Raw genomic sequence first — 19,726 nt, 5'->3', positions numbered from 1 at the left:
TCAGCTTTTTTGTTACCCTAAATAAGAGGAAAGCATCCACACTTGTTTTTCAACTTCTTCAATTAATCCGACAAACAAGTCCGCTGTCGCATTGTCTTGATTTTCTTCAGCCAGGCCGATCACGAATTTAGATTCGCTGCTGATTTGTTTGTAGTCGTTTACCAATGCTTGTACCATTTCTGATGCTGATGTTTCGTTTCCGCCGTCTGTGATAGATGCATGCTCAGTGTATTCTTTCACTGTGGCAACAGGCTGTCCGCCAATCGCCAGCAGGCGCTCAGCGATGGTATCCACTGTTTCAGCCGCATGGTCATAAAGTTCTTCAAATTTCTCGTGCAATGTAAAGAAATGAGGCCCTTTCACATACCAATGGAAACGGTGGAGCTTAGAGTATAAAAGAAACCAGTTTGATAATTGTGTGTTCAGTGAATTCTCAACTAATGTTTGATTTGTTTTTGCGTTTTCAGTTTTCATAAGATAACGTCCTCCTTGTGATCTGTTGACTTAATTATATCATATACTAAATAAAAATCAATACTAAATTATAATAATTATAATTTAGATCAGCTGAATAGCTTTTTCTTCAGGATAGACTCCCACGCAGACCAAGGAAAAAGCGATCGGAACAGCAGGGTGAGCTTGATGCCCTTTCCGATCGGGTATCGCAAATTCTTTATGTGCTGTTTTGTTGCCAATTGATAAATGAGGTCGGCAACCTCTTGGGGATCTCCGCTTTCTTCTCCGTTTTTTTGAACATAGGAAAGGATCTTTTTATAGTATTGATGATAGGCTGAATCGTCAGCAGGCACCGACATAAAATTTGATAATGACGTTGACCAGATCGATGTCTTGTATGAGCCCGGCTCGATCAAAGCGGTTTCGATACCGAACGGAAGCAGCTCGATACGCAGGCTTTCAGAAAAACCTTCCAATGCATGCTTGGAAGAAACATATGGCGACAGCGCTGGGAATCCTGTCAGTCCGCTGATGCTGCTCACGTTTATAATCTTTGCGCCGCCATGCTTTCTTATGTAAGGCAGCACGGTTTTTGTCACATGGATCACACCGAAGACATTCGTTTCAAATTGTTGTCTGAAATGTTCCATCGGCACATCCTCGATAAATCCTCCATAAGCCGTTCCGGCGTTGTTAACGAGTAAATCGATCGGGGCGTAAGCACTAACAGCTTTTCCGAATGAGACTATAGATTGTTCATCGGTGACATCGAGAGCTGTAATGTGAATAGAATCAGACACATTGTGTGCTGCAGCCAATTCTCGAAGCTGTTCCGCTTTTTCAGGCTGTCTTGATGTGGCTATCACGAAAAATGATCGGGCAAGCTTTACAGCTGCCAGCAGACCGAAGCCGCTGGACGCTCCTGTCACGATGGCTATTTTTTTATTCATCCTAACCCTCCTATTAAACTGCTACAGCTATTGTACTATCCTGAACACGAAATGACGCCTGTAATAGAAATTTTTATACAATAATTCAGAATTGTTCTATAATAGAACGAAAGAAGGAAAGGGGTTTTGTGATATGGCGCTGCAAGGGGTAGGCCAAAGATGGGATCTTGATTCATTTTTTAAGGGCGGGAGCCAATCGGAAGAATTCAAAGGTTATATTGAGAAGCTGTCACAAAGTCTGCGTGCATTTCAAGACAGGACTGATGCGTTTCAGGTGCCTGAATCGCCTGAAGAGGCTGAAGGGCTGACCGCGTTGCTTGATTTATTCGAACAGACATCCGTCAAGCTTCAGCAGGCCGGCGCTTTTGTTGCTTGCCTCCAGGCCCAGAATATCAATGATCAAAAGGCTATAGAGCATCAGGCCTCATGAATCGGCTTTCCGCAGATTTTCAATCGTCGCTCGTTACATTAGATCATAAACTTGTGGACATTAATCAAGACGTGTGGAATGAATTGTTAACAAAACCGGGATTGCGCGATGTTTCTTACATATTAAATGAAAGAAGACAGAGGGTTGCCGAAAAGCTTAGCCCCGGTAAGGAAAAACTGATCGGAAACCTTGCGGTGGACGGATATCACGCTTGGAGTGACTTATACAATATGGTTGTCGGGAAAATGACGATCCCGTATGAGGAAAACGGTGAAAACAAGCAATTGTCTGTCGGTCAGGCGGAGAATATGATGGATCATCAAGACCGTACTGTCAGAAAAACAGTATATGAACGTTTCCGCCAAGCTTGGGAGAGCAAGCAAGATATTTTCAGCAGCACGCTGAATCATTTGGCGGGATTCCGGCTTGAAACCTATAAAGCGCGCGGCTGGGAGAATGTCCTGAAGGAACCGCTGCAAATTAACAGGATGAAAAAAGAAACACTTGATACGATGTGGCAGGTCATCACTGAAAACAAGAAGCCGTTCGTTCAGTTTTTGAACCGGAAAGCATCCATGCTCGGCCTTGAAAAACTCAGCTGGTACGATGTCGAGGCACCGATCGGTTCTGACGGAAAGGTCTATTCGTATGATGAAGCCGCAAATATCATTACCAGCCAGTTTTCAACGTTTGGCAAAAAGCTGTCCTCATTCACTGAAAAAGCGTTTCGGGACGGCTGGATTGAGGCGGAAGACAGGAGCGGAAAAAGAGTCGGCGGCTTTTGCACCAGTTTTCCGGACAGCGGGGAATCCCGGATTTTCATGACATTTTCGGGAAGCGCCTCAAATGTCTCTACCCTTGCGCATGAACTCGGGCACGCGTTCCATCAGGAAGCAATGCTCAACGTCAGGCCGTTAAACCGTTCCTACGCCATGAACGTTGCAGAAACAGCTTCAACGTTTGCAGAGATGATAGTGGCGGACGCGACTGTCCAGCAGGCCGAGACGAGGGAAGAAAAGCTTGTTCTTCTGGAGGATAAAGTGCAAAGAAGCGTTGCGTTCTTCATGAACATTCACGCAAGATTTCTATTTGAAACGAGATTCTACGAGGAACGAAAGCGGGGAGTGGTACCGGCCAGCCGCTTGAATGAGCTGATGGAAGAGGCGCAAAGAGAGGCATACTGCAATGCGTTAGAAGAATATCATCCGCTTTTTTGGGCATCAAAGCTTCATTTTCACATCACGAGGGTGCCGTTTTACAATTTCCCTTATACATTCGGCTACCTGTTTTCTCTTGGTATTTACGCGTTGGCGCTTGAAGAAAAAGACACATTCGAAGAGAAGTATATGGCGCTATTGCGCGATACGGCTTCTATGACAGTGGAGGATTTGGCGATGAAGCATTTGGGCGCTGACATCACAAAGCGCGATTTCTGGGAGAATGCCATCAAGCTGGCTGTGCGTGACGCCGAAACCTTTTTACAAATGACCGAATCTTAAAGAAAAAGCCGTGGCGTTAAATGCCCCGGCTTTTTCAATTCTTCTCTGAATGAGGATTTCATTCTCTGGATATACCTAAAATAAATGGAATCCTACAGGGGGGAAACATATGCATTTGATCAGAGCAGCCGGGGCTGTATGTCTCGCAGTGGTTCTGATTGCGGGCTGCCGTTTCAATGAAGACCAGCATCAGGCAGAAGGAGAAAATACAGCCGTCACCCAGCTGAAGTCCGTTCCCTACAGTAATTTTTCGCTTCGTGTGAGCTACGGGGATGGTGAGCATAACCGTTATGAAGGAATCTATACAAAGAACGGGACTCAGGAAAAAGCGGAAATACAGGATAAGCTCTCCGGTGTCAATCAGGAAGGAGAAGAAGCGTTAGATGAGATGAAAATGATTTTGAGCGAGCTTTCCGTGACAGACCAAATGGCTGAAACAGAAGTGATACACAGTGTGCTGGCAGCATTTAATCTGGACAGTCATTATGATCATATCGATTTAAAATTGAAGCTGAAGGACGGCTCCATCAGAGAAATCAAGAAGTAATCTTGTGATAAAAAACCCATAAACGTCAATTATGTCCATAAAACTAATTGAAAATGATTTTCAAAGTCAGTGTTTTCTGCTACAATGAGGGATATATGACCATATCAAATGGCTGAATATCGGAATCATTTGCATTGATGACAATTGACTTAAAAGCATGTATATAGAAAACGTGCAATACATAGTGCTGCTAAAAAGCCAGCAAAAAGGAGCGGTTATGGGTATGAGTGCAATTTCTACAGAAACGCTGAGCTTAGGATACGGGGATGCCGTTATTATTGATGAGTTGAATTTAACAATTCCCAAAGGTGAAATTACCGTATTTATTGGCAGCAATGGCTGCGGAAAATCGACACTTTTACGTTCATTAGCGCGCCTGATGAAGCCGAGAGGCGGTTCAGTGCTGCTGGAAGGAAGAGCGATTGCCAAGCTTCCGACGAAGGAAGTCGCAAAAGAGCTCGCAATCCTGCCCCAAGGTCCTTCGGCTCCAGAGGGGCTGACGGTGCATCAGCTGGTGAAGCAAGGAAGATATCCTTACCAAAACTGGCTGAAGCAGTGGTCAAAAGAGGATGAGGAAGCAGTTGAAAGAGCGCTTAAAGCAACAAAGCTTGAGGACATGGCTGACCGTGCCGTTGATTCTTTGTCAGGCGGACAGCGCCAGCGGGCTTGGATCGCGATGACGCTTGCCCAGGAAACGGATATCATCCTTCTTGACGAGCCGACGACGTATTTAGACATGACGCATCAAATTGAAATTCTTGATTTGCTGTTTGAGCTGAATGAAAAGGAAGACCGGACGATTGTTATGGTTCTCCATGACTTAAACTTGGCGTGCCGCTATGCGCATCATCTTGTGGCCATAAAAGATAAACGGATTTATGCAGAAGGCCGTCCGGAAGAGGTCATCACTTGTGATCTTGTGCAAAATGTGTTTTCTATGAACTGTCAGGTTACACAGGACCCGCTCTTCGGAACGCCTCTTTGCATTCCTCATGGCAGGGGCAGATGCATTGTCCAGGAAGCGGCTTTCACATCACATGGATAAATAACGCAGCGAAGGAGCTTTCAATTGAGAAAGCTCCTTGCTGTTTTTTCGAAAGGAAGATGGAAAATGGAACAAAAACTTCAGGAGCAGCTTGATGGATTGCTGGAGAAGTATACTGAGCTTCTGCTTGGTGAAACAAACGATGAGCTAAAAGAAGAAGTGAAGCAATGGATTTTGTACACCCATATAGCCAAAAGCATGCCTCCGCTCGCTAAGCATTGGAATGCGACATACCCCGACGCGAAGCAGGGCATTAAAGAGATCATTCAGCATATTAAGGAATTAAATGAAGCGCATCGAAACAAACAATAGCCAAAAAGCAGTCTGTTCATTATAGCAGACTGCTTTTTTGTGATTCAGCCGTTTTAACTGGCGTAAAGGAATCCATAAAGGTTCTCAGCGCGCTGCTGATAAACGAATCTTTTCGAACAATAAACTCTGTTTTCATCTGGCTGAGAGCTTCAGGCAGCGGGTACAATCGAATTGATCCTTCTGCTTCATGTTTCTGCACAACCGTTCTTGGCAGCAACGAGATGCCAAGACCTGCTGTAACCCCGCCGATAATTGCTTCAAGCGTCCCAAATTCCATAATGACCGGCTGTGTGACACCGACGGAACGCAGCCATTTTTCAAGTGTTTCTCGATACGAACAGCCTGTGCTGTAAACGAGAATCGGCTTTGTGATGGCTTCCTCAACATCGGGCACGGAGGCAGCCGAAACAACTACTGGTTCTTCCTCAAACGCAGGATAGGATTCGAGCTCAGGATGATGGCATTCGCATCCGATAAACGCGCCATCCAATTCATAACGAAGAACTTTATCAAGGAGAAATTGCGTATGTCCTGTTGTTAAAGACAGCTGGACGTTTGGATGTTCTTCATAATAAGATGCCAGAAGCTTTGGAAGCCTTACCGCGGCGGTTGTCTGAGTGCAGCCGATCATAAGCGGCCCGCTTGGTTCTGCGGAGGATGAGAGCGCTTTAGACGCTTCATCAAGAAGGCCTATAATTTTATTTGCGTAGTCCAGCAGCAATTTTCCGCTTGCAGAAAGTGTCATGCCCCGATTATGGCGCAAAAACAGTGTGGTACCCAGCTCAGCTTCCAATTGTTGAATTCTGGCCGTGACATTCGATTGTACATAGCCAAGCTGCAGGGCTGCTTTCGTAATGGTCCCTTCACGAGCTACCATTTGAAACACACGTAAATCTCCGCTTTCCATTTTGAACTCCTCCGTTCGTTTACTATCAATCTGAGTGATATCTAGTATCTTTAACAATCATTATACGTAACATCAAAGCTGGATTACAATGGAATCAGAAATATACTTTAGTCAACAGCAAGGAGTGGCGGCAATGAATGTCTTGAACAAAATAGCTCTCGTAACGGGGGGCGGCACAGGAATCGGAAAAGCAGCCAGTATGGAATTGGCAAAGCGTGGGGCGATTGTGGCGGTGAATTATTCACGCTCGCAATCAGAAGCGGAGGAAACAGTGGAAATGATTCAAAAAGCTGGCGGGCAAGCCTTCGCCATCCAAGCAGATGTATCCAAAAACAGCGACGTGCAGGATATGATTCAAGCAATCGTGAACACACACGGCACGGTTGATATTTTAGTCAACAATGCCAGCATTACACGGCATATTCCAATGGATGATCTTGAGGCTGCGACAGAAGACGTCTAGGATGAGCTGTATGCCGTCAATGTGAAAGGGATGTTTTTCTGCGCGCGGGCAGTGGTTCCGTTCATGAAGAAAAGCAAGGACGGGGCGATCGTAAACGTCGGCAGCATCGCAGGGATAACTGGTGCCGGCTCATCAATGCCTTACGCAGTATCAAAATCAGCGGTGCACGGTTTAACGAAATCATTGGCCCACGCCTTAGCGCCTGAAATCAGAGTGAGCGGTGTAGCACCAGGAGCTGTGGCAACGAGATGGTGGGCCGGACGGGAAGAAAAAATGAAAAGCATGATCGGCTCTTTGCTGCTGCAGTGTATTGCTGAACCAGATGATGTTGCCAAATTGATTTGTTCACTAATTGAACAGGAATCACTCACAGGCCAAATTATCACAATTGACAGCGGACAGACGCTGTAAAGAAAGGGATGCGGGGAGATGCCATTTGTACAGATTCATTTACGGTCGGGAAGAAGCGAAGTGTGGCTTCAAAAACTGAGCAGGACTATCCACCAATCGATGATTGAAGAAATCAATGTGCCGGAAGATGACTATTTCCAAGTCATCAGACAATATGAAAAAAGCGAATTTTTTTATGATCCATTTTATCTCCAAGTCGAGCGTACTGATGAACTGATATACATTCATTTTACACTGAAACAGTCAAGAACAACTGAACAGAAAAAAGCACTTTACCGCTCAATCGCGAGCCGGATTCATTCCGAGCTTGGTGTAAGAAAAGAAGATGTGTTTATCATGCTGGCCGGAAATCAGGATGAGGATTGGTCTTTCGGAAATGGAAGAGCCCAGATGATTGAATAAAAAACCCCGCGGATTGATACCCGCGGGGTGCTCTATTAATGGGAAGGTGATTCAACGGCTTTTGCCGCCTTCTCTTTTTCTTGTTGGTCTTCCGCTTTCTTATTTGATAGCTTGATAGGTTTTAAGAACAAGGTGAATACGGCTCCGACTGCGATAAAGATCAGGCCCGTATAAAACACGCTGTGGAGCGAATCCATCAACGATGTTTTTAAAATCGGCACAATATGGGATGAGAAAGCCGCAGGGATTTGTTTGACCGCGTCCGGACTGAACAGTGATTGCAGCAGCCCTTGCGGATTTGTATCAATCATACCCTTTAGCTGGGCGGCAAACGAGCTTGCCTGTGCCGGAAGAGAGTCTAAATATGGAACCAATTTATCTGTTAATAGATTTCCTGATCTCGCATTCATTACGGCTCCCAGCATGGTAATGCCGAATGTTCCGCCGATAGAACGGAAGAATTGGCTGGATGAAGTGACAACTCCAAGCTCCTCCTTCGAAAAGCTTTCCTGTAAAGCCAATGTCAGAATCGGCATAACAAGACCCATTCCCAGACCAATAATCGCCATAAAAGATGTAGCGACAAGCTTGCTCGTGTCGAGATCCAATGTCGTTAACAGCAGGAATCCGCCGGCCATAACCAGCATGCCTGTAATGATTTGCGGTTTAATCCCAATTTTATAAACAAGCTGTCCGCCGATGATACTTGTGATAATCATAGAAATCATCATCGGTGTCATAATTGTACCCGATTCAGACGCACTTACACCGACAATTCCCTGCATAAAGAAAGGAACAAACGTAATGGCGCCAAACATACCGATACTCATAAAGAAGCCGATCAAGTTTAGAAATGTAAATGTTCTGTTTTTAAATAAATACATTGGCAGGATTGGCTCTTTTGCTTTTGATTCTACGATGATAAAGCTGACAATGCCGATCAGTGCGAGAGCGAACAACCCAAGAATCTGCCATGAATCCCATGCATAATCTTTTCCGCCAAAGCTTAAGGCGAGCAGGAGGCTGACCACACCGACAATCATTGTGAAAATACCAGCGATATCGAAGTTGATCGGACCAGTCTGCTGGCGTCCCTGTAATCCCCTGGCAATAAAAATAACCGCAATAATTCCGACTGGCAGGTTAATATAGAAAACCCATTTCCAGTTTAACGAGTCTACAATCCAGCCGCCGATTTGCGGCCCAATCACTGAAGCCAGCCCGTAAATTGCGCCAAAGACACCTTGGAATTTAGCACGCTGTTTTCCTGTGAACAAGTCACCGATGACAATCATCGCCATCGGCATCATGATGCCTCCGCCGATGCCCTGCAGTCCACGGAAGATAATCAATTCCGTCATGTTGTTGGCCATTCCGCACAAAGCAGAAGCGGCCATAAAAATAATCAAACCTGATACATAGACAATGCGGCGTCCCAATAAATCAGCCAGTTTACCGGCAATTGGAACAATGGTTGTTGATGTTAACAAATATGCAGTTGTCAGCCAGGTCATCATGCTCAAACCGCCCAGATCACCGACAATTTTCGGCATGGCCGTTCCGACAATGGTACCGTCAAGGGCTGAAAAAAACATGGCAATAATTAAGCCTGTTATTAATAACGTTCGTTTTGATTGTTTGCCTTCTTTACTCATTTTCATCCGTTTCCTCTTTTCATGTTTTGCTTTTCATCCGTTTCTGCTGCTTGTGCGAGTTTTGCTGTAATATGCGCCGCCTGCAGCATTTCCTCCTCCGTCAAAAAGGAAAGATAGCGCGCCATTATGGCTTTTCTGCCCGCCAAAACCTCCTCGAACTTTATGTCTCCTTCGTCAGTAAGACTGAGATCAATCACTCGCCTGTCTTTTGTGTTGTGTGTTCTGGCGATAAGATTTTTTTGTTCAAGGCGATCTGCCATCAGCGTCACCGCGCTTGGCTTCACCTCCATACGCTCGGCAATTTCAGAAACTTTGAGGCTGCCGTGTTTCTTTAGGCTGGCCAGCACAAACAGCTGCGCTGGGGTGACACCTTGTTTCTCCATGCTTTCCAGCATTTCAGGCTGTATCTTTTGAAAGAGCGCCTGAAGCGATAATTGAATATCGGACATTAACTGATCCGCACTCTTCATATTCATTTCCCCTCTGTTACATACACTGTATATATATTTTAATGACAAAATAGTTAATGCTTATTAAATATAAATAAGCGTAAATGAAAAGTCAACTGATTTTACACAAAAAAAGGATAGATGCCCGAAAGAACATCGTATCCTTTTTACTAATGTTGTTATTGCTGATAAGGAGACTGCTGCTGAATGGTCTGCTGGAATTTTTGATAGGACTGCTGCAGCTTTTGTGAATCCTCCGCTTCAACAGAATACCATCCATATTGGAACATGAGATCATATAGTTTTCTTTGCGCTTTTTGTGACTCATCAAAAATGGATTGAATATCCTGATAAAGAGACTCGTGGCTGAATTCGTGCAAGGCAGTGCAATAAGCTGTTGTCATGTATTTTTCGGTTGTCAGCAATTCGTTGACGAAATCTCTGTCATTCATTTCCGATGTTGTCGGTACAGGTGTCTGCGGGTTGCTGATTTTTTGATTTTGCTGATTCATTCTGGCGCCTCCTTATTGGATGTAGCCGGACTGCTGCTGGCCTGGCTGCAGGTGCTTTAATATTCTTTGATAGTGATCATGATGCATGTGTCCGACGCGGTCGAGTTCTTGCTTTAACGTTTGATCCTGGCACTGCTGCGCCATGAAATGCGCTTTTTTCATCGCGAGCAAATTCCAGTTCAGCATGTCATTGAGATACAAATGATCCTTTGTCGAAATAACGGAAGGCGGCATTTGAGATTGCTGCTGATTATCCATTGTGATCCTCCTTTGGTTTCTGTTCATTTTATAGTTTCCTTCAGACTGGGAGTTATATACAGGTGTTTTGAAGATGACGGCGGGAGGGAGTCGGATGTTGAGACATGTGTTTTTATTCTTATCTCAAAATAAAACACTTACCAAGTTCGCAAAAGCATACGGAACGCGGCTTGGAGCACGAAGGTTTGTCGCAGGGGATACGATTGAATCGGCGGTTAAGACCGTCAAAAGGCTAAACAGATCCGGTTTGTGTGCAACAATTGATTATTTAGGCGAGTATGCAGCTTCGGAAAAAGAAGCAAACCAAGTCGCAGAGGAATGCAAGAAAGCCATTCAAGCCATTGCCGAACATCAATTGAATTCAGAGCTTTCACTTAAGCTGACCTCAATCGGGCTCGATCTTTCAGAAGAACTTGCTCTTACTCATTTGCGCGCCATTCTTTCCGTTGCGAAGCAATATGATGTTGCTGTGACCATTGATATGGAAGACTATTCTCATTATGAACAGACACTTTCTATTTACAGGCAATGCAAACAGGAATTTGAGAAGCTCGGCACGGTCATTCAGGCGTATTTGTACCGGGCGGCAGAAGATATCAGAAAGATGCGGGACTTAAAGCCGAATCTCAGACTTGTAAAAGGCGCTTATAAAGAATCTGCGGCTGTAGCGTTTCCCGACAAAAGAGGCACGGACCTTCATTTTCAGAGCTTAATAAAGCTGCAGTTGTTAAGCGGGAACTACACGGCTGTCGCCACACATGACGATGACATCATTGCATTTACGAAACAGCTCGTCGCCGAACATCAAATCCCCGCATCGCAATTTGAGTTTCAAATGCTATACGGCATCAGGCCGGAGCGTCAGAAGGAACTCGCCAAGGAAGGCTACAGAATGCGTGTGTATGTCCCATATGGAACGGACTGGTTCAGCTACTTTATGAGAAGAATTGCCGAACGGCCTGCCAATGCAGCGTTTGTGTTAAAAGGAATTTTGAAAAAGTGAAAGCAGCCGTGGGAAGCAGCTGCATTATGATTGTCCCATGTTATGTTTTTTATACTGCTGATTTTGACTTGTCCGTTTTCCGCCGCCGTAATGCTGAGTCGGACCGGCATCTCCCTTTACGCTCGCCGCGCTGACTGCCGCTGAAGACGGATTTTTTTTCTCTCGTACCATTCCCTTCACCTCCGGGCTTAAGTTGCCCGACTTTTATAGGCTTCATACAAAAAAATAACAAATTAGCTATTGAAGTCGAACCGGAAATCTTTTAAGATGAAAGAAGAAACGGGTTTCATTTTTTTTAGTCAAAAAATGAATGACTATTCATTCAATGTTCAAGGGGGATATCTCATGCACAAACACATTCGGAAGGCAGCCGTTTTAGGATCGGGGGTAATGGGTTCCGGGATAGCGGCGCATTTGGCTAACATCGGAATTCCTGTCCTGCTGCTAGATATTGTGCCGAACGATTTGACAAAGGAAGAGGAAAAAAAGGGGCTGACGAAGGACAGTTCGGAGGTGCGCAGCAGGCTGAGCCGGCAGGCGATGAAAAAACTGCTGAAACAAAAGCCCGCTCCCCTCACATCAGCGAAAAATACCTCCTATATTACACCTGGCAATCTGGAGGATGATGCAGAAAAACTGAAAGAAGCAGATTGGATTATTGAGGTCGTTGTCGAAAACCTTGAAGTCAAAAAGAAAATTTTCGCTCTTGTGGATGAACATCGAAAGACTGGAAGCATCGTCTCAAGCAACACATCCGGCATATCAGTGCAGGAAATGGCTGAAGGCCGGTCGGATGATTTTAAAGCCCATTTTCTTGGAACGCATTTTTTTAATCCCGCACGATATTTAAAGCTGCTAGAGATCATTCCGATTAAGGAAACGGATCCTGATATTTTAAAGTTTATGACAGCTTTCGGAGAAAATGTCCTCGGGAAAGGCGTTGTTACAGCAAAGGACACACCGAACTTTATCGCAAACCGCATCGGGACTTACGGGCTTCTCGTGACAGTCCAAGAAATGCTGAAAGGCGGTTATCAGGTCGGGGAGGTTGATTCGATCACAGGACCGCTGATCGGCAGGCCGAAAAGCGCCACCTTTAGAACGCTTGATGTGGTCGGCCTCGATACATTCGCCCACGTTGCCCGAAATGTGTATGACAAAGCTGATGGCGATGAAAAAGAAGTGTTTCGCATTCCAAGCTTCATGAACGATATGCTGGAAAAAGGGTGGATCGGAAGCAAGGCCGGCCAAGGCTTTTATAAAAAAGAAGGAAAAACGATTTATGAGCTTGACCCAGTGACGCTTACTTACGGCGAGCGGACAAAAATGAAATCACCGGCACTTGAAGCGGCAAAACAGGCAAAAGGGACAAAAGCCAAAATGAAAGCGCTTATTTATTCGGATGACAGGGCCGGCCGTTTGCTGTGGAATATCACTTCTCAAACCCTGCTTTACTCAGCCGAGCTGCTTGGCGAGATTGCCGATGATATTCATGCGATTGACCAAGCCATGAAGTGGGGATTCGGCTGGGAACTGGGACCTTTTGAGATGTGGGACGCCATCGGCCTCAAGCAGTCAGCGGAAAAGCTTGAGCAGCTTGGAGCAGATATGCCTGGCTGGATAAAAGAGATGCTGGACAAAGGAAATGAAACCTTCTACATCAAAGAGAACGGAACGGTATTTTATTATGACCGCGGCGAATACAGAGCCGTGAAAGAAAACAAAAAACGAATTCATTTACAAGCACTTAAAGAAACAAAAGGCGTGATTGCGAAAAACAGCGGAGCAAGCTTAATTGACCTTGGAGATGATGTGGCCCTTCTTGAATTTCATTCGAAAAGCAATGCGATCGGCCTCGATATCATTCAAATGATCCACAAAGGATTAGAGGAAACAGAACGGAATTACAAGGGGCTTGTCATCGGCAATCAAGGGAAAAATTTCTGCGTCGGCGCGAATCTCGCCATGATCTTAATGGAAGTCCAAGATGACAACTTTTTGGAAGTTGATTTTGTGATCCGCCGTTTTCAGGAGACGATGATGAAGATCAAATACAGTGCGAAACCGGTCGTCGCCGCGCCATTTGGCATGACGCTCGGCGGAGGAACGGAAGCATGCCTGCCGGCGGCGCGCATTCAAGCGGCAAGCGAAGCCTATATGGGACTTGTGGAATCCGGTGTCGGCCTCATCCCTGGCGGAGGAGGTAACAAAGAGCTGTACATCAACCATCTTCGCCGCGGCCATGATCCGATGAATGCGGCAATGAAAACATTTGAAACAATCGCGATGGCGAAAGTGTCCGCTTCCGCTCAAGAGGCTCGTGAGATGAACATCTTAAAAGAAACGGATCAGATCAGCGTGAATCAAGACCACCTGTTATACGATGCGAAGCAGCTGGCCGCATCTTTATACGATACCGGCTGGCGGCCGCCTGTAAAAGAAAAGGTCAAGGTGCCGGGAGAAACCGGTTATGCGGCACTCTTGCTTGGCGCTGAGCAGATGAAGCTGTCCGGCTATATATCTGAGCATGATTTTAAGATCGCGAAAAAACTCGCTTATGTCATTGCGGGCGGAAAAGTGCCGTTTGGTACAGAGGTTGATGAAGAGTATTTATTGGAGATCGAAAGAGAAGCGTTTTTGAGTTTGTCAGGAGAGGCAAAATCTCAAGCGAGAATGCAGCATATGCTTGTGAAAGGTAAACCTTTACGGAATTAGGAGGGAGCTTATGAAAGAGGCAGTCATTGTGTCAGGTGCAAGAACACCGGTTGGAAAAGCAAAAAAAGGATCGTTGGCCACCGTTCGCCCGGATGATTTGGGAGCGATTTGTGTAAAAGAAACGCTGAAACGGGCAGGCGGCTACGAAGGCAATATTGATGACTTGATTATCGGCTGTGCAACACCTGAAGCGGAGCAGGGGCTTAATATGGCGAGAAATATCGGTGCGCTCGCGGGCCTGCCGTACACGGTTCCGGCGATTACAGTTAACCGCTATTGCTCTTCAGGCCTTCAGTCTATTGCGTATGCAGCAGAAAAAATTATGCTGGGCGCCTACGATACAGCGATCGCCGGCGGAGCAGAATCCATGTCGCAAGTTCCGATGATGGGGCATGTTACCCGTCCGAACCTTGCTTTGGCAGAAAAGGCACCGGAATATTATATGAGCATGGGGCACACAGCCGAGCAAGTCGCGAAAAAATACGGCGTCTCCCGTGAGGATCAAGACGCGTTTGCCGTTCGCAGCCATCAAAACGCCGCTAAAGCCCTTGCAGAAGGAAAATTTAAAGATGAAATTGTACCCGTCGAAGTGACGGTGACAGAAATCGGAGAAGACCATAAGCCTATGGAAAAACAGTTTGTGTTTTCTCAGGATGAAGGTGTTCGCCCGCAAACGACTGCAGACATCTTATCGACATTGCGCCCGGCCTTTTCCGTTGACGGGACGGTGACTGCGGGCAATTCCTCACAAACGAGTGACGGAGCGGCGGCTGTCATGCTGATGGACCGGGAAAAAGCCGATGCTCTTGGCCTGGCGCCGCTTGTGAAATTCCGCTCCTTTGCGGTAGGCGGCGTGCCGCCGGAAGTGATGGGAATCGGACCGGTGGAAGCGATTCCGCGCGCTTTGAAGCTTGCCGGACTTCAGCTGCAGGACATCGGCTTGTTTGAACTGAATGAAGCTTTTGCCTCACAGGCCATTCAAGTAATCAGGGAATTGGGAATTGATGAAGAAAAAGTGAATGTCAACGGGGGCGCAATCGCGCTTGGACACCCGCTTGGCTGTACGGGCACAAAGCTTACACTCTCACTCATCCATGAAATGAAACGGAGAAACGAGCAATTTGGAGTCGTGACCATGTGTATCGGCGGCGGAATGGGAGCGGCCGGTGTATTTGAATTATGCTAAAGGGGGAAAAACAAATGGCAAAAAAAGCGGCTGACGTACAAAAAGGCGGCGGATTTTTAATCGAGGATGTCACATACGATCAAATGTATACACCGGAGGATTTCACTGACGAGCATAAAATGATTGCGAAAACAACAGAGGATTACATCGAGCAAGATGTTCTCCCTCATATAGATGATATCGAAAACCATCAATTCGAGCATTCTGTCAGACTGTTGAAGAAAGCGGGCGAACTAGGGCTGCTTGGCGCCGATGTGCCGGAAGAATACGGCGGGCTCGGCCTTGATAAAATCAGCTCGGCACTCATCACTGAGAAATTTTCGCGTGCGGGAAGCTTTTCTCTTTCTTATGGCGCGCATGTCGGTATCGGTTCCTTGCCGATCGTCTTTTTCGGGTCAGAAGAACAAAAGAAAAAATATTTGCCTGGACTCGCTTCAGGCGAAAAGATCGCCGCTTATGCTCTGACTGAGCCTGGCTCTGGGTCTGATGCACTTGGAGCAAAAACAACAGCTGTGCTGAATGAAGCAGGAACCCATTATGTATTAACAGGGGAAAAACAGTGGATTACCAACTCTGCTTTTGCCGATGTATTTGTAGTTTACGCTAAGGTAGACGGCGACAAGTTTTCAGCCTTTATTGTAGAAAAAGAGTTCCCGGGTGTCTCCACGGGACCGGAAGAAAAGAAAATGGGAATCAAGGGATCATCGACAAGAACCCTCATTCTGGATCAAGCTGAAGTGCCAAAGGAAAACCTGCTCGGAGAAATCGGCAAAGGGCATGTCATCGCCTTTAATATTTTAAACATCGGCCGTTACAAACTGGCGGTTGGCACAATCGGCGCATCTAAACGCGTCATCGAGCTGTCTGCGGCATACGCAAATCAGCGCCGCCAATTTAAAACGCCGATTGCTGGTTTTTCATTGACACAGGAAAAAATCGGGACAATGGCCTCAAGGCTGTATGCGATGGAAAGCTCTGTATACAGAACCGTCGGGCTGTTTGAAGACAATATGAGCCAGTTCACGGCCGAAGATCTCAAGGACGGCCGGCAAATCGCCAAATCGATTGCGGAATACGCCATCGAATGCTCTCTGAATAAGGTATTCGGCTCTGAAACGCTTGATTATATCGTTGATGAAGGCGTGCAGATTCATGGAGGCTACGGCTTTATGCAGGAATACGAAGTAGAAAGGGCCTATAGGGATTCAAGGATCAATCGGATTTTTGAAGGCACAAACGAAATCAACCGGTTAATCGTGCCAAGCACCTTCCTGAAAAAAGCGCTTAAAGGCGAGCTGCCTTTATTCGAAAAAGCGCAGTCGCTGCAGGAAGAACTCATGATGCTTATGCCTGAAGAGCCTGGAAGCGGCGTCTTAGAGCAGGAGAAATATATCGTCAAGCAAGCCAAAAAAATTGCGTTGTTTGCTGCCGGCCTAGCCGCGCAAAAATACGGAAAAGCGATCGATCGTGAGCAAGAAATTCTCGTGAACGTAGCGGATATCGTCAGCAATGTATACGCAATGGAATCAGCCGTGCTCAGAACGGAAAAGGCCATTGCCGCACAAGGCGCTGAAAAAGCAGCGCAAAAGGTGCTGTACACAGAAATTTTCGTTCAAGAGGCCTTTAACGAAATCGAAGCGCATGCAAAGGAATCCCTTATCGCAATGGAAGAAGGAGATTCACTCCGCATGATGCTTTCCGCTCTGCGCAAGCTGACACGCGTAACGCCTAAAAACGTGATTCAGAAAAAACGCGAGGCGGCGGCAGGCATTTTTGAGGCTGAGAAATATACTGTCTGATTGGCCATGAGCTCCGCATGCGCGGAGCTCTTTTTTAAGAAGCACTGTTTTAGGTTTTTAAAACAAACTGTGTTAAAATAACCTCGATTATTTTATTGAGGGGGAAGAAGATGTCGTTAACTTTTTACTGGTACCCTAAATGCGGAACGTGCCGCAAAGCAAAGAAGTGGCTTGAAGAGCATGGGAAAGAAATAAACGAAATACATATTGCTGAGCAGCCGCCAAGCAAAGAAGAATTAAAAGCGCTTTATGAAAAAAGCGGGCTGGATCTCAAGAAATTTTTCAACACGAGCGGCATGAAATACCGCGAGCTCAATCTCAAGGAAAAGCTGTATCATATGTCAGAGGACGAACAGCTCGAACTGCTGGCTTCAGATGGTATGCTAATTAAACGCCCGCTTACAACAGACGGCGAAAAAGTGACTGTCGGATTTAAAGAAGACCAATTTGAAGAAAACTGGGCTTAATGTAAATTTTTTTTGAAAAGTGTGGTATCTTCTTATTGTAGTGCTGTAAAAAATGGAGGGATTCAATTGAGCATACCAAAAGATTTGCGTTACTCAGGAGAACACGAGTGGGTAAAAGTTGAAGGAGAAAAAGCCAGAATCGGAATTACGCATTTTGCCCAGTCCGAACTAGGCGACATCGTGTTTGTCGAACTTCCTGAAGTGGGCGCTGAAATCAAAGCGGACGAGCCATTCGGCAGTGTTGAATCCGTTAAAACGGTATCTGAGCTTTATGCACCGATTAACGGAACGGTTGTGGAAGTAAACGAAGATCTTGATGACAGTCCGGAATTCGTCAACGAATCTCCGTACGAAAAAGCATGGATGATCGTCGTTGAGCCATCTGACGCTTCTGAAATTGAAAAACTGATGACAGCAGAGCAATACGAAGAGATGACACAAGAAGACTAAAACAGGATAGCCGTAAAAGCAATTGGACACGCTAACGTTATGGGAGGTGTCCAATATGGCTTTCGACAAACAAAAGCTCGATGTCACCAATGACGTGACAGGCCGCTTTCAAAATGGCCGGCTCTCGTTATATCATGATAATGAGATGATCGGCCAAATGACAAGCATGAATGAATATGAGCTTAAGTCCGGTTATTCCTTTGAAAATGAGAAATTTTATAAGACAGCCGATGTGGTCTCTGGAGACGACGCAAAATATGTAGATTGTGACTACGAAAACGGCTGGTGTTAATGTTGGCGGTGAATTTCACTGCCTTCTTTTACAATCTGAACATTTCAAATTTGACGCGGCAGGTGAACAAGATGAAGATGGATGAGCTGGAAAAGGTTATGATTGTCGAGGGGAAATCAGATAAAGAGAAAATCGAAAGCGTCCTGAATGAACCGATGCGCATTATCTGCACAAACGGAACAATCAGCCAGCTGAGGCTCGAGGAATTGGCTGACGAGCTTTATGATAAAGACGTCTATATATTAGTTGATGCTGATGAATCAGGTGAGAAATTGAGAAAACAGCTGAAGCGTGAATTTAATGAAGCCTGCCATCTCCATGTCGACAGAGCCTATAAGGAAGTAGCGGCTGCGCCCAGGCACCATATCGCTTCTGTATTGCTGCGTGCGAATCTGAATGTCCATACTATTTTTCTTGAAAGAAAGTCCCGAGGTGTATAGCATGAAAGAACTCCAAGAACACGAACTTGATCACATTGAAGATGATGTGTACCTTCTATATTTATATACTCCGTTTTGCGGCACCTGCCAGCTTGCAAGCAAAATGCTGACAGTGGTGAAAGAAATGCTGCCGGATGTCGCCTTCTATCAAAACAATGTCAATTACTCTCCGACATTCGCAAAAGCGTATCAAATTGAAAGCGTCCCTTGTTTTCTGCTGTTTAAAGGCGGAAAGATGGTCGAAAGAGGATATGCATTTCATTCCGTTTCTTATTTATATGAGCTGATCAAACAAAAATCATCTTCCGCATCCCATTTATGACATATTTCTCAGCATATCCAATGAAATTGTCGTTCGTTTTATAAAGGGGTTCTTGCGACAAAGAGAGAAATGTGTATGTATGACCAACAAATAGGAGGTTGTACATATGGAGAAAGCGGAAGTTTTAGAAGATGAGTATCAGCATCTGTTTTTAAAACCCCTTTTGAATGCCTCAACATTGCTCATTACCTTCCAAGGAGAAGCAGAAGCCTTAACCGTCTCAATAAACGAACAGGGAGAAATGAAAAAAGTTTCTCCGCCCCAAACGTCCAACCTGACCTTTTACGGAAACCAAACGGAAATTATTGATTTATTGCACGGAGACATTTCCCTTCAGCACCTTATTCAGAGCGGAAGCCTCAAAGTAAAGGGGTCATTCAGGGCCCTGTTAAAGCTGGAAGCCATTCTCTGGCTGACAAATGGATTTTTTCAGAGGATTTTAAAAAATTAAAAAATAATAAATTATTATAATAGTAAAAGTTGACATCATTTATTTTATTGACATTTAATCATTCGCCGTGCTATTCTACATTAAGAATTTCCGGACGAAAAAGACTATATATTTCTCTTATCAAGAGAGGTGGAGGGAAGTGCCCTATGAAGCCCGGCAACCATCAACACTGTTGAAATGGTGCCAATTCACACGAAGCGTTCAGCTTTGAAAGATGAGAGAAAGGCATTTTATATAAGCCTTTCTGCTCAAGTGTGCAGAAAGGCTTTTCTTTTGCAGAAAAAACCGGAAGATTTCTTAGAATA

22 protein-coding genes, 2 pseudogenes and 1 riboswitch are annotated in these 19,726 nt (G+C 45.4%); of the genes and pseudogenes, 16 read left to right on the top strand and 8 right to left on the bottom strand.

Going from position 1 to position 19,726, the window contains the following annotated elements; all coding sequences use genetic code 11:
• Positions 1-12: 12 nt before the first annotated feature.
• Positions 13-474: a metalloregulation DNA-binding stress protein MgrA gene (gene mrgA, locus NST22_RS17265; RefSeq protein ID WP_003228537.1), complete on the bottom strand. Its 462-nt coding sequence runs from the start codon at positions 472-474 to the stop codon at positions 13-15.
• Between the two features lie 89 nt (positions 475-563).
• Positions 564-1,406, bottom strand: a complete 843-nt coding sequence (locus tag NST22_RS17260; RefSeq protein WP_003228540.1) for an oxidoreductase — start codon at positions 1,404-1,406, stop codon at positions 564-566.
• Between the two features lie 133 nt (positions 1,407-1,539).
• On the opposite strand from NST22_RS17260, the pseudogene NST22_RS17255 reads away from it, so the two are divergent.
• From NST22_RS17255 to NST22_RS17240, 4 genes and pseudogenes are all read left to right on the top strand, one after another.
• Positions 1,540-3,335: pseudogene (locus NST22_RS17255) on the top strand (M3 family oligoendopeptidase).
• A 109-nt stretch (positions 3,336-3,444) separates the two neighbouring features.
• The gene (locus NST22_RS17250; protein ID WP_003228545.1) at positions 3,445-3,882 is read left to right on the top strand and encodes a YusW family protein; all 438 of its coding nucleotides are present in this window, start codon (positions 3,445-3,447) and stop codon (positions 3,880-3,882) included.
• Between the two features lie 217 nt (positions 3,883-4,099).
• Positions 4,100-4,927: an ABC transporter ATP-binding protein gene (locus NST22_RS17245; RefSeq protein WP_010886609.1), complete on the top strand. Its 828-nt coding sequence runs from the start codon at positions 4,100-4,102 to the stop codon at positions 4,925-4,927.
• Positions 4,928-4,951: 24 nt separating this feature from the next.
• Positions 4,952-5,239 (top strand): YusU family protein, encoded by a 288-nt coding sequence (locus NST22_RS17240; protein WP_003228549.1) that lies wholly within the window; start codon positions 4,952-4,954, stop codon positions 5,237-5,239.
• Between the two features lie 19 nt (positions 5,240-5,258).
• Here the strand turns inward: NST22_RS17240 and NST22_RS17235 are convergent, their stop codons facing one another.
• Positions 5,259-6,146, bottom strand: a complete 888-nt coding sequence (locus NST22_RS17235) for a LysR family transcriptional regulator (RefSeq protein ID WP_003228551.1) — start codon at positions 6,144-6,146, stop codon at positions 5,259-5,261.
• 133 nt (positions 6,147-6,279) lie between these two features.
• Here NST22_RS17235 and NST22_RS17230 point away from each other — a divergent pair.
• Positions 6,280-7,020: pseudogene (locus NST22_RS17230) on the top strand (SDR family NAD(P)-dependent oxidoreductase).
• A gap of 18 nt (positions 7,021-7,038) precedes the next feature.
• Positions 7,039-7,422 (top strand): tautomerase family protein, encoded by a 384-nt coding sequence (locus NST22_RS17225; protein ID WP_009968136.1) that lies wholly within the window; start codon positions 7,039-7,041, stop codon positions 7,420-7,422.
• A gap of 35 nt (positions 7,423-7,457) precedes the next feature.
• Here NST22_RS17225 and mdtP read toward each other — a convergent pair whose 3' ends face one another.
• The 4 genes from mdtP to NST22_RS17205 all read right to left on the bottom strand — a co-directional run bounded on the left by mdtP (position 7,458) and on the right by NST22_RS17205 (position 10,296).
• Entirely contained in the window at positions 7,458-9,083 is a 1,626-nt protein-coding gene (gene mdtP, locus NST22_RS17220) for a multidrug efflux MFS transporter MdtP (protein WP_003228559.1), read from the bottom strand.
• On the bottom strand, positions 9,080-9,547 hold the full coding sequence (gene mdtR, locus NST22_RS17215) for a MarR family transcriptional regulator MdtR (RefSeq protein WP_003242592.1): 468 nt from the start codon (positions 9,545-9,547) through the stop codon (positions 9,080-9,082). Before mdtR ends, mdtP begins: the two co-directional genes overlap by 4 nt.
• Positions 9,548-9,705: 158 nt before the next feature.
• On the bottom strand, positions 9,706-10,038 hold the full coding sequence (locus tag NST22_RS17210) for a spore coat protein (protein WP_003228564.1): 333 nt from the start codon (positions 10,036-10,038) through the stop codon (positions 9,706-9,708).
• A 12-nt stretch (positions 10,039-10,050) separates the two neighbouring features.
• The gene (locus tag NST22_RS17205) at positions 10,051-10,296 is read right to left on the bottom strand and encodes a hypothetical protein (protein ID WP_003228567.1); all 246 of its coding nucleotides are present in this window, start codon (positions 10,294-10,296) and stop codon (positions 10,051-10,053) included.
• Positions 10,297-10,390: 94 nt separating this feature from the next.
• Here NST22_RS17205 and NST22_RS17200 point away from each other — a divergent pair, with 94 nt between their 5' ends.
• Complete coding sequence (locus tag NST22_RS17200; protein WP_003228569.1) at positions 10,391-11,299, top strand: proline dehydrogenase; 909 nt, start codon at positions 10,391-10,393, stop codon at positions 11,297-11,299.
• A 24-nt stretch (positions 11,300-11,323) separates the two neighbouring features.
• Here the strand turns inward: NST22_RS17200 and NST22_RS17195 are convergent, their stop codons facing one another.
• Positions 11,324-11,470 carry a YuzL family protein gene (locus NST22_RS17195; RefSeq protein ID WP_003228571.1) on the bottom strand — a complete coding sequence of 49 codons (147 nt, stop codon included), beginning with the start codon at positions 11,468-11,470 and terminating at the stop codon, positions 11,324-11,326.
• A 174-nt stretch (positions 11,471-11,644) separates the two neighbouring features.
• Between NST22_RS17195 and NST22_RS17190 the strand changes: the two genes are divergently transcribed.
• From NST22_RS17190 to NST22_RS17150, 9 genes are all read left to right on the top strand, one after another.
• Positions 11,645-14,014, top strand: coding sequence for a 3-hydroxyacyl-CoA dehydrogenase/enoyl-CoA hydratase family protein (locus NST22_RS17190; protein ID WP_003243831.1), 2,370 nt, complete (start codon positions 11,645-11,647; stop codon positions 14,012-14,014).
• 10 nt (positions 14,015-14,024) lie between these two features.
• Positions 14,025-15,200: an acetyl-CoA C-acyltransferase gene (locus tag NST22_RS17185; protein WP_003228574.1), complete on the top strand. Its 1,176-nt coding sequence runs from the start codon at positions 14,025-14,027 to the stop codon at positions 15,198-15,200.
• Between the two features lie 14 nt (positions 15,201-15,214).
• Positions 15,215-16,999 (top strand): acyl-CoA dehydrogenase FadE, encoded by a 1,785-nt coding sequence (gene fadE, locus NST22_RS17180; RefSeq protein ID WP_003244094.1) that lies wholly within the window; start codon positions 15,215-15,217, stop codon positions 16,997-16,999.
• A gap of 110 nt (positions 17,000-17,109) precedes the next feature.
• On the top strand, positions 17,110-17,466 hold the full coding sequence (locus NST22_RS17175) for an arsenate reductase family protein (RefSeq protein ID WP_003222779.1): 357 nt from the start codon (positions 17,110-17,112) through the stop codon (positions 17,464-17,466).
• A gap of 66 nt (positions 17,467-17,532) precedes the next feature.
• Positions 17,533-17,916 (top strand): glycine cleavage system protein GcvH, encoded by a 384-nt coding sequence (gene gcvH, locus NST22_RS17170; RefSeq protein ID WP_003222781.1) that lies wholly within the window; start codon positions 17,533-17,535, stop codon positions 17,914-17,916.
• 55 nt (positions 17,917-17,971) lie between these two features.
• Complete coding sequence (locus tag NST22_RS17165; protein WP_003228581.1) at positions 17,972-18,208, top strand: YusG family protein; 237 nt, start codon at positions 17,972-17,974, stop codon at positions 18,206-18,208.
• A 77-nt stretch (positions 18,209-18,285) separates the two neighbouring features.
• On the top strand, positions 18,286-18,648 hold the full coding sequence (locus tag NST22_RS17160) for a toprim domain-containing protein (protein ID WP_003242679.1): 363 nt from the start codon (positions 18,286-18,288) through the stop codon (positions 18,646-18,648).
• A 1-nt stretch (position 18,649) separates the two neighbouring features.
• Entirely contained in the window at positions 18,650-18,970 is a 321-nt protein-coding gene (locus tag NST22_RS17155) for a thioredoxin family protein (RefSeq protein WP_003228585.1), read from the top strand.
• Between the two features lie 106 nt (positions 18,971-19,076).
• A complete protein-coding gene (locus NST22_RS17150; RefSeq protein WP_003228587.1) occupies positions 19,077-19,421 on the top strand; it encodes an SCP2 sterol-binding domain-containing protein in 345 nt (114 codons plus the stop codon).
• Between the two features lie 114 nt (positions 19,422-19,535).
• A riboswitch (SAM riboswitch) is annotated at positions 19,536-19,642 on the top strand.
• The last annotated feature ends 84 nt before the right edge of the window (positions 19,643-19,726 follow it).

The organism is Bacillus sp. PS237, assembly GCF_037963345.1.
GTDB lineage: Bacteria > Bacillota > Bacilli > Bacillales > Bacillaceae > Bacillus > Bacillus subtilis.
This window is presented reverse-complemented; position numbering and strand designations above follow the sequence as displayed.